General features: G+C 39.3%; 1 pseudogene. It reads right to left on the bottom strand.

From position 1 onward, the window contains the following. Positions 1–223: 223 nt before the first annotated feature. Positions 224–598: pseudogene (locus C9J38_RS21655) on the bottom strand (SAM-dependent methyltransferase); the annotation flags it as partial.

Genomic DNA, 598 nt, shown 5'->3' with positions numbered 1-598 from the left:
AATCGACGTTAAATAATAAGGATAATGGCTTTAACGCTTCAGAATTAAAGAGGGTTTTATTATAAATCAGGGTATTAATATTATTGGTTCACACCAAGGATAACGCTCGACTTCTTTTTGGCATCCCTCTTCATGCTATTTCCAATATTTACTTATATAAGGTGGCTTGGGCTTGTCCAACACTTCGGATAGGTGTCGGCTTCGCGACACATATCCTTATTTGTTATGTGCGTTTCACGGCGACCACTGAATATATGTGCCAATGTTTCGTTGCACCTATTGTTGTTTGACCTACTTCATCTCGTTCAGACCAACTAACTATGTCAAAATTAGTTAGCATTGCTCGAATCTCTGACTCTGTGAAAGGTGAAGTTGGAACGCGAAAACCTGCAGCCCAACTATCTTTATAACCCATAAAGTCGCCAGCAAATACCCCACCGACAACTAATGAGGATTCAATGTTATGCCAAATCGTCGAAAACACAGTTGGGACTGCAAAAAACAAACTGTTATTTGCAATTACTACCCCCGATTTTGGGTACCGAAACGATTCAAACGAAGATTGCTCAATGTTAATTTGTGGATTTGAACCAAATCT

It is taken from the genome of Photobacterium sp. GB-210, from assembly GCF_003026075.1.
Lineage (GTDB): Bacteria > Pseudomonadota > Gammaproteobacteria > Enterobacterales > Vibrionaceae > Photobacterium.
Note: the sequence above shows the minus strand (reverse complement) of the source record. Positions and strands in the feature narration are given on the sequence as shown.